Genomic DNA, 8,002 nt, shown 5'->3' on the forward strand with positions numbered 1-8,002 from the left:
TCAACGGGAGCCCGCATCGGGGCTCCCGTGAATTTGGCGACCTTGATCGGTGATCGCTGCGATCGAAGCGCGGCGATCGTCAGACATCGACGAAGCGTGGCGCACGCTTCTCGATGTTGGCGCGCACAGCCTCGGTCTGGTTCGGAAAGCCCATCAGCTTCATCTGCTCGACGGACTCGGCGAGCAGCGCCGGTGCAGGATCGACGCTGAGCTTGTTCAGCAGCCGCTTGGCGGCGCGGATTGCATCGGGGCTCTTGCCGGCAATCTCCCGCGCCATTTCCAGCGCCGCCGCACGCGGATCGTCGCACAGGCGTGTCGCCAGGCCATAGCTCAGCGCCTCCGCGGCGGAGAAGATGCGGCCGGTGTAGGTCAGATCGCGCAGGATGTCGTCACGCACGAGACTCGCGAGGATCGGCGTGCCGGCCATGTCGGGGATCAGTCCCCACTTGATCTCCATGATCGACATCCGCGTGTCCGGCGCGAGGAAGCGCATGTCGGCGCCGAGCGCGAGCTGGAAGCCACCACCGAAGGCGACGCCGTGAATGGCGGCGATCACCGGCACCGGCAGCTGGCGCCAGCCCCACACCGCCTGCTGCGGCCCGTTGGCGATGCCATGGGTGCGCACCGAGAGGTCGCGCGTCGCGCCGCCGGCGATGCCGTTGCCGCCATGCTCCTTCATCGCCGCGAAGCGACCCATGTCGAGGCCGGCACAGAACGCCCGCCCTTCGCCCGACAGCACGACCGCGCGCAGCCCCTTTTCGTTCTGCAGCCGCGCCGTGGTCGCCACCAGGGCCTCGAACATCGCAGCGTCCAGCGCATTCATCTTGTCGGCCCGTACCAGGCGGACATCGGCCACGCCGTCCGACATCGTCACCGAAATCCGCTCGCTCATGGTTCGTCTCTCCCGTGCCATGGAATGTTCGCGGAACCGGCGTCTGTCCGCGTTGTGTCGCCACGTTAAGGTAAACGCCAGCACGCAACAACGTGATCGGCATCGTGCTGTCCGATCGAGGGAACATGCGCTACCCCTTTTGCGTTGGCAGGACTGGACGTCTTGCGTCGAGTGGTCGTGTCGGTCTCAGCGTGCGTGAGGACGCCATGCGAAAGCCGGTCGCAGTTGTGCTGGGATGCCTTGCCGGAACAGTCGCGGCGGCATGGATCGCGCCGGCGCGGACCGCCGACACCGCAAGGTTCTGGGTGGTCGGCAGTTTCACCAGGGGCTGCTGGATCGTGGAGAGCAACCCGATCATCGATGGCGGCACCATCCAGTTCTCCGACGGGCCGTACCGCTCGAAAGACGACGCCGAGCTCGCCAGGAGCTCCATCCGCGTCTGCAAAACCTGATCTCCCACGGCGGTAAAAATCGCGCCGGATCGTTCGAATTTTAACGATCCGCTGAACGTGACGACAAACGTCCTCTGCCACAGTGCGGCCTCGACAGAAGAGGTCTTGGTCATGACGGACGTGGAATTCGAATACCTGCTGGATGCGGTCAGCGCCGCTGTGAGCCGTGCGCCGGCCAGGCCGGTGTTCGATGACGGCCTCGATGACGGATTGGACATCGACCTCCTGCCCGAACCGGCCAACGACAACGGCGCGATCTGGCCGCACGAGCCCTTCCCTGACGGCTGGACGGCATCTTGCTGACGGCAGCGGCCTTCAGGCACGCCGTCATGGTTGACGAAAGCTGACCGCCCCGGTTGGCTTTGAGCAGCCCAGAACAGTCTTGCAGTTTTTAAACGATCGATTAAACCTTGCTGGGTCATCCCTTCAGCGAGGTCCACCATGTTCACGCCCCGCCTGCTCGCCGGTCGCAACATTCTGGTCACGGGCGGAGGCACCGGCCTCGGCAAGGCGATGGCCAGCCGCTTCCTCGCGCTCGGCGCCGACGTCCACATCTGCGGCCGCCGCAAGGGCGTCTGCGACGATACCGCTGCCGAGCTGATGAAAGCCCATGGCGGCAAGGTGACGAGCCACGGCCTCGATATTCGCGACGCCGCCGCGGTCGACGCCATGATCGAGAGCATCTTCGCCGATAAGCCGCTCACCGACCTCATCAACAACGCCGCCGGCAACTTCATCTCGCGGTCACAGGACCTCACGCCGCGCGGTTTCGACGCCGTCGCTAACATCGTGATGCACGGCACCTTCTATGTCACCCATGCGGTCGGGCGGCGCTGGATCGCTGGCCAGCACCGCGGCAACGTGGTGTCGATCGTGACCACCTGGGTGCGCAACGGCAGCCCCTATGTGGTGCCCTCGGCCATGAGCAAGGCCGCTGTTCACACCATGACCATGTCGTTGGCGACCGAATGGGGCCGCTATGGCATCCGCCTCAACGCCATCGCGCCGGGTGAAATTCCGACCGAAGGCATGAGCAAGCGGATCAAGCCCGGCGACGAGGCCGGTGCGCGCACGATCGCCGTCAATCCGATGGGCCGGGTCGGCACCATGGAGGAGCTGCAGAATCTCGCCGTGTTCCTGATCTCCGGCGGCTGCGACTGGATCACCGGCGAGACCATCGCCATGGACGGCGCCCAGGCGCTCGCCAGCGGCGGCAGTTTCTATGAGCTGCGCAACTGGAGCGACGCCGACTGGACGGCGGCGCGCGAGTCCATCAAGGCCCAGAACGACAAGGACCGCGCCGGGCGCGCTTGAACCGCGCCACCCTACTCCGGCATCGTGCGCGGGCAGACCGTGGCATAGCGATCGCGCCAGCCCTTGGCCGTGCGCACCCGGCCGCGCAGCTCGCGGAAGCAGCGAGGAACGCCCTCCTCGTACTGCGAGTCATAGGGAATGTAGGTGTAGCCCCAGCCGCCGGGACCGCCATAGCCGAACGGACAGCCCCAGCCATAGCCAAGACACGGTCCGAAGTACGGCCCATGCCGGTAGCGATGCCAGTGGCCTGCCGAGGCCTCCGTCGCCGCCGCAAGGCTCATGCCGGCGACCGTGAGCGCAATCAGCAGCCGTCGCAACACCATTTCCATTCCAGTTCCCATCGCTTTGGTCGGTTGGACGGCCCGTTATAGGCGTCGGGCCTGCGAAAGGCGATCACTTCCGATTGTGACACGAAGCCCCGTAACGACGGCCGGCCCTTGCTGGCCGCATGCCACGACTTTAAGTTTTCGCCGCCGGCTCCAAAACTCGGTTCGCAGGACTCATGACCACACGCTTCGGCGCATCAGCGCTCGCCCATCTGATCGGCTTCGCCATCCTCGCGGCTTTCGCCGCGTCACGCCCCTCGCCAGGGCAGGCGCAGTCCGCCGACCTCGTCCTCTGCGACCGCCTTGCCGCCGACCCGGCCGATCCGGACAAGCCGGCGGACGTCAGGGGTGTTGCCGAGATCGCCGCCGCCGATGTTCCGACGGCCCTGAAATTCTGTCGCAGCGCCGCAGGCGGATCACGCCGCGCGCTCTATCAGCTCGGCCGCGCCCAGGCAGCCAATCAGCAGATGCCGGAGGCGGTCGCGACCTACCGCAAGGCGGCCGATCGCGGCAGCTCGTCGGCCATGGTCGAGCTCGGCGTGTTGCTGGCAACCGGTCATGGTATCGCCAAGGACGACGACCAGGCGCGCCGGCTGTTTTCGCGTGCGGCGGAGGCCGGCAATCCGCGCGGCGTAGTCAATCTTGCGGCGTTGTCGAAAGCCGGCGGGCCACAGGCGGATCCGGTGAAATCGCGCGCCTTGCTGGCGAAGGCTGCGGAGGCCAATTCGGCGGAAGCGCAGTATCAGCTCGGCCTGATGATGGCGGACGGCACCGGTGGCCCGCAGGACGATGTCGCGGCGCGCGGCCTGTTCGAGAAGGCGGCCGGGCAAGGACACGCCGGCGCACTCGAGCGCATGGGCGCGTTTTCGCTCAGCGGCCGCGGCGGACCGCAGGACAAGAGTGCGGCCCGGGCCTATTTCGAGAAGGCCGCAGCGCTTGGCAACGACGACGCCAGGGCGGCGCTCAAGCGCGCCGAGTGCCCCTACGTCATCAAGGACAAACGCGGCAACGTCGTCACCAATCTGTGTTTTTAGACGCGCCGCGTCAGGACAACGGCTTGACCATCGCGGTACGGACGCCGTCGTCGCCGGTCGCAATGAAGCCGAGCCGTTCGTAGAGCCGGCGCGCGCGCGTATTGGCGCTGAGCACGGCAAGCGTCATGGACGTTGCTCCCAGCGTCTGCGCGGAGCGGCCGAGGCTGGTCATGACCTCAGCGCCGATGCCGTGTCCTCGCATCGCCTCGGCGACGACGATGTCGACAAAATGGAGGACGCGCCGCTGTCCCTCACCGACAACCGCCACGATGACGCGACCGACGGACTGGCCGTCGCTGACGATGACGAGATGCTCGGCTCGAGGAAACGCCTGGCGGTAGCCGAGCTGCTGAGAGCGAAACTGTTGATCGAGCAGCATGGTCAGCATCGGCTCGGGCACGCCGGCAAACTGCGGCGCGCGATCGGCATGAAACAGCGCGCGGACGAAGGTGTCGTCCGCGGCGGACACCGGGCGTAATCGGACCCCGGAATCAAGCGGCCCGACCGCGGTGGCGATCGGGCCCGGACCGACGTCACGGTCGGCTGAGGTCATCGCCTCACGACGTGAAGGAGGGATAGACGCCGTTGATGCAGATGCAATAGATCATCGCCAGCGTCGGCTGATCGTTGGGATGCGCTTGCGAACCGCCGGTCGGGGTCATGGCATTGGGCGAGAATGTCGTGGTCGCGGGCAAGGGCAGGAACCCATTGAAGGATGGATCCATCGCGACATTCGACGCTCCGGTGGGGCCGGGAGTGGCACCGCTCGCCCCCGCCTTGGCCAGCTGCAGCCCATGTCTGTGCGCTGCCATCTCCTGTATCGTCAGATTTACAGTGTTGCTCCCCACCTGCTCGCCGATGACTCGCATCGAGAGAGCGGGCCCCTGCCCCTGGCTCATCGCCACCGTACCAACGAGATTTGGCAGCGCAAAATTCACGGTGCCATTGCCGCCGTAATAGGTGCCGATCAAACTGTAGAGCGGTGTGTACTGATGAATTGACAGCAGGCGTCCGTCGCAGGGCAGCCAGTTGTTCGGATAAAATCCAAAGGCGAAGGCCTGGATCTCGCCGACATAAGAATCCGCCATATCTCATCTCCTGTTGATGTCTTGGCGAGCGTCGTCAGCCCTGGCTCGGATAGATGCCGACATAGGCTATGCAGAAGTTTGCCGTCAGCGTCGGCATCATGTTGTTGTGGGGAAAACTGCTGCCATTGATCACCACGGAGGGCGCCATCAGGTCGTAGCCGGCGACATTGGCCTGCGGCACATAGAGATTGTGCAGAGATGAATTGGATGTCGCCAGATGAACGGTCGGACCGGGCGTCTGGAACGTGGCCACCGTCGTGGATGACATCAGCCCGTGACTGTGCGACGGCATTTCCTGATCAAGCAGCGTATGGGTTTCTTGGCCGCCGACCTGTCCGAGCACCCGCGGCGAGAGACCGCCGGGGCCTGTGCCCTGCGATATCGGCACGCGTCCACGCAGATCCGGAACATTGAAGGTCTGAACGCCGTCGCCGCCATAGGTAGTGCCGATCAGCGCGTAGAGCACGTCATAATTCGCGATCGATAACGACTGACCGTTGCAGGCAAGCCAGCCATCCGGAATACGTGGAAACCCAAACAGGCGAATTTCGCCGACATATTGGTCAGACACAATCAGCTCCTGCGGTCGGCAGAGCCCTTTGCAACCCTTTGCAGCGATCGGCCTGATGCTTCAGGAAGAACCGCCGAAAGGGCGCGCGCTCCGCGATGTCGAAAAGGCAATCTTTGGATTTGGATTTGCCACCGCGAATGTTTCATCCGCGAGTGCTGTCCGCGTCACGGGCGCGACGGGAAAATGCCCTGCGTCGCGATGAGGTAATTAATCACCAGGAACGGCTGCATATTGTTGTGCGGAAGATTGCCGCCGTCATTGACCACGTTGGTCGACACAGAAAGCGGGACTTCCTGGCTGCCGGCGGTCATGAAGATGGACGTGACCGGATTGCCGGTTGTCGTCACGCCGAAGATGTTCGATGTCGGCGTCGACGATTTGCTGGACGCCGTCACAGTCGTCGCCTGAATCATATGATTGTGCGACGGCAATTGCTGAACGTTGAGCGTTACGTTTTCCGTACCGCTCACCAGTCCCCAGGGAACGCTGTTGAAATTGCAGCCCAAAACCGCGCGGCCACGCAGGTCCGGCAATGCGAAGGTCCGGATGCCGTCTCCGCCATAGGTCGTTCCTATCAGCGAAAACAACGCTTGATTTGCCGAAATGGCGAGCAGCGCACCATTGCACAGTACCCACCCCTTCGGAATGATTCCGAAGCCCGCGGGCATGATCTGACCAACAAAGGGAGTGGCCGGCATAGCAGCCTCATGAAGGTTAATTGATAGAAAAACGGGAGAAGGGATTGAAAAAATTCGACTGGAAAGACCCGTTTTTCTTACGGTGTCATTTCGTCGCGGTCAAGTATTTTGCAACCAACGTGATGTGAGTGCGCTCCCTGCGCATTTCCATGCGTTCGAAAGTCCGGCGGCTATTGCAATGTTGCCTGCATGCAACACATCGCAACGAACATTGTCTGGAAGGCTCGCCGGCGTCGGGATTGTACGCTCCGGCTCTTGCGACCGCGGCGAAAATCCAATGATGTAGCTTGAGGATTCAGAGCTTTTTGGAATTTGCAAGTCGCGCCCGGTCCGATTGGACCCGGAATGCAATTTAGAGTGCACGCCCTGCTTTGAGGGCGCTGAAAGTTACTTTTTTCGTTGATACGCGCGGTTGGGACGCTTCGGCGGCCTGGTCGCCCAACATAATTTAGGCTCGATAATGTTCACGAGCACTTGGCGCACATCGGTCGATGGTTTGCCTTACACGGCGTTGCGCCGTGGCTGCGCTTTTCTTTCCGGATTCTGGCATGCGGCCGCGGGGCGCGCCGCCGTTCTGATGCGCGGTCTGCGATGTCTGCTCGATAGCAGGCGCGCGACGCTGAAAATCTTGCTGGTCGGATCTGCCCTGGTGGTGGCGCCGGCAGCCGCGCAGGCCGCCTGCGATACGTCCGTGACATTCGCGACCGGCAAGGTCAACGATTCCGTCACGCTTCATACCGATACCTGCGCCGCCAACATCCTGAACACCGGGCTGTTCACGACCAACGCGCCGAACGTGCCGCAGAATTCCTATCCGATGGGGAATCCGCAAAACTTCAGCTTCGCGGTCCCCGGCGATACCACCGCGGCGAACAGCGCCACTGGAACGATCTACACGATCGCACCCGAGGTGGATTCGGGCTCGGGCGGCGGCACGACGCACTTCGGCTTTTATACCATCACCATCAAGACGGTGGGCTCGTCGCCAACCGATACGCTGACGCTGTATTCATCGCCGGACGGGATAACGGCAAGCACTCCTTTCCCGATCACCRTCCACAATATCGCCGCCGGATCACCGCCAACGATCGCCGCGGCCTTCAGTCCAACGTCGATCACGACATCGGGCACATCAACACTGACGCTGACCATCAGCAATCCCAATGCCTCGATCAGCCTGACCGGCGTTGCGGTGGCTGCGACCACCCTTCCCGCCAATCTTACCGGATCAAGCCCCGCAACCACCTGTAGCGGTGGCACGGCCTCCTATAGCGCAGGCAGCGGTCTCTCCCTGTCCGGTGCCACACTCGGGAACAGTGCGTCCTGTACGGTGACGTTGACGGTCTCGTCGACGGTGCCGGGCAATTACAGCTACACCAGCGGAGCAGTTTCGAGCGCGACTCCCAGTTTGACGGGCTCCGCTGCGACGACTCCGACAGCGCTGACGGTCACAGCGCTTCCCCCGACGGTCACTTCGCTGTCGCCCACGGCGGGCCCGGCCACCGGCGGCACCTCGGTGGTGATCACCGGCACCAATCTGACAGGGGCGACCGGTGCCGCGGGCGTCAAGTTCGGCACCACCAATGCCACCAGCTATGTCGTCAACAGCGCCACCCAGATCACAGCG

General features: G+C 63.6%; 11 protein-coding genes. 5 read left to right on the top strand and 6 right to left on the bottom strand.

Annotation, left to right across the window (positions count from 1 at the left end; all coding sequences use genetic code 11):
* Nucleotides 1-79: 79 nt before the first annotated feature.
* Complete coding sequence (locus AB4Z37_RS22555) at nucleotides 80-892, bottom strand: crotonase/enoyl-CoA hydratase family protein (RefSeq protein WP_441518974.1); 813 nt, start codon at nucleotides 890-892, stop codon at nucleotides 80-82.
* A gap of 206 nt (nucleotides 893-1,098) precedes the next feature.
* On the opposite strand from AB4Z37_RS22555, the gene AB4Z37_RS22560 reads away from it, so the two are divergent.
* From AB4Z37_RS22560 to AB4Z37_RS22570, 3 genes are all read left to right on the top strand, one after another.
* Complete coding sequence (locus tag AB4Z37_RS22560; RefSeq protein WP_441518975.1) at nucleotides 1,099-1,344, top strand: hypothetical protein; 246 nt, start codon at nucleotides 1,099-1,101, stop codon at nucleotides 1,342-1,344.
* A 57-nt stretch (nucleotides 1,345-1,401) separates the two neighbouring features.
* Nucleotides 1,402-1,647, top strand: coding sequence for a hypothetical protein (locus AB4Z37_RS22565; RefSeq protein ID WP_441518976.1), 246 nt, complete (start codon nucleotides 1,402-1,404; stop codon nucleotides 1,645-1,647).
* 138 nt (nucleotides 1,648-1,785) lie between these two features.
* Nucleotides 1,786-2,658, top strand: coding sequence for an SDR family oxidoreductase (locus AB4Z37_RS22570; RefSeq protein WP_441518977.1), 873 nt, complete (start codon nucleotides 1,786-1,788; stop codon nucleotides 2,656-2,658).
* Nucleotides 2,659-2,669: 11 nt separating this feature from the next.
* Here AB4Z37_RS22570 and AB4Z37_RS22575 read toward each other — a convergent pair whose 3' ends face one another.
* Complete coding sequence (locus AB4Z37_RS22575) at nucleotides 2,670-2,987, bottom strand: hypothetical protein (protein ID WP_441518978.1); 318 nt, start codon at nucleotides 2,985-2,987, stop codon at nucleotides 2,670-2,672.
* A gap of 173 nt (nucleotides 2,988-3,160) precedes the next feature.
* Here AB4Z37_RS22575 and AB4Z37_RS22580 point away from each other — a divergent pair, with 173 nt between their 5' ends.
* Nucleotides 3,161-4,018 carry a tetratricopeptide repeat protein gene (locus tag AB4Z37_RS22580; protein ID WP_441518979.1) on the top strand — a complete coding sequence of 286 codons (858 nt, stop codon included), beginning with the start codon at nucleotides 3,161-3,163 and terminating at the stop codon, nucleotides 4,016-4,018.
* A gap of 10 nt (nucleotides 4,019-4,028) precedes the next feature.
* Here the strand turns inward: AB4Z37_RS22580 and AB4Z37_RS22585 are convergent, their stop codons facing one another.
* The 4 genes from AB4Z37_RS22585 to AB4Z37_RS22600 all read right to left on the bottom strand — a co-directional run bounded on the left by AB4Z37_RS22585 (nucleotide 4,029) and on the right by AB4Z37_RS22600 (nucleotide 6,375).
* Complete coding sequence (locus AB4Z37_RS22585) at nucleotides 4,029-4,571, bottom strand: GNAT family N-acetyltransferase (protein ID WP_441518980.1); 543 nt, start codon at nucleotides 4,569-4,571, stop codon at nucleotides 4,029-4,031.
* Between the two features lie 4 nt (nucleotides 4,572-4,575).
* Nucleotides 4,576-5,106 (bottom strand): phage tail protein, encoded by a 531-nt coding sequence (locus AB4Z37_RS22590; RefSeq protein WP_441518981.1) that lies wholly within the window; start codon nucleotides 5,104-5,106, stop codon nucleotides 4,576-4,578.
* 34 nt (nucleotides 5,107-5,140) lie between these two features.
* Nucleotides 5,141-5,677 carry a phage tail protein gene (locus AB4Z37_RS22595; protein WP_441518982.1) on the bottom strand — a complete coding sequence of 179 codons (537 nt, stop codon included), beginning with the start codon at nucleotides 5,675-5,677 and terminating at the stop codon, nucleotides 5,141-5,143.
* 164 nt (nucleotides 5,678-5,841) lie between these two features.
* Nucleotides 5,842-6,375, bottom strand: coding sequence for a phage tail protein (locus tag AB4Z37_RS22600; protein WP_441518983.1), 534 nt, complete (start codon nucleotides 6,373-6,375; stop codon nucleotides 5,842-5,844).
* A 412-nt stretch (nucleotides 6,376-6,787) separates the two neighbouring features.
* Between AB4Z37_RS22600 and AB4Z37_RS22605 the strand changes: the two genes are divergently transcribed.
* A partial coding sequence (locus AB4Z37_RS22605; RefSeq protein ID WP_441518984.1) for a DUF7933 domain-containing protein occupies nucleotides 6,788-8,002 on the top strand: 1,215 nt, incomplete at its 3' end.

The sequence above is a fragment of the Bradyrhizobium sp. 2TAF24 genome, assembly GCF_052115025.1.
GTDB lineage: Bacteria > Pseudomonadota > Alphaproteobacteria > Rhizobiales > Xanthobacteraceae > Bradyrhizobium_A.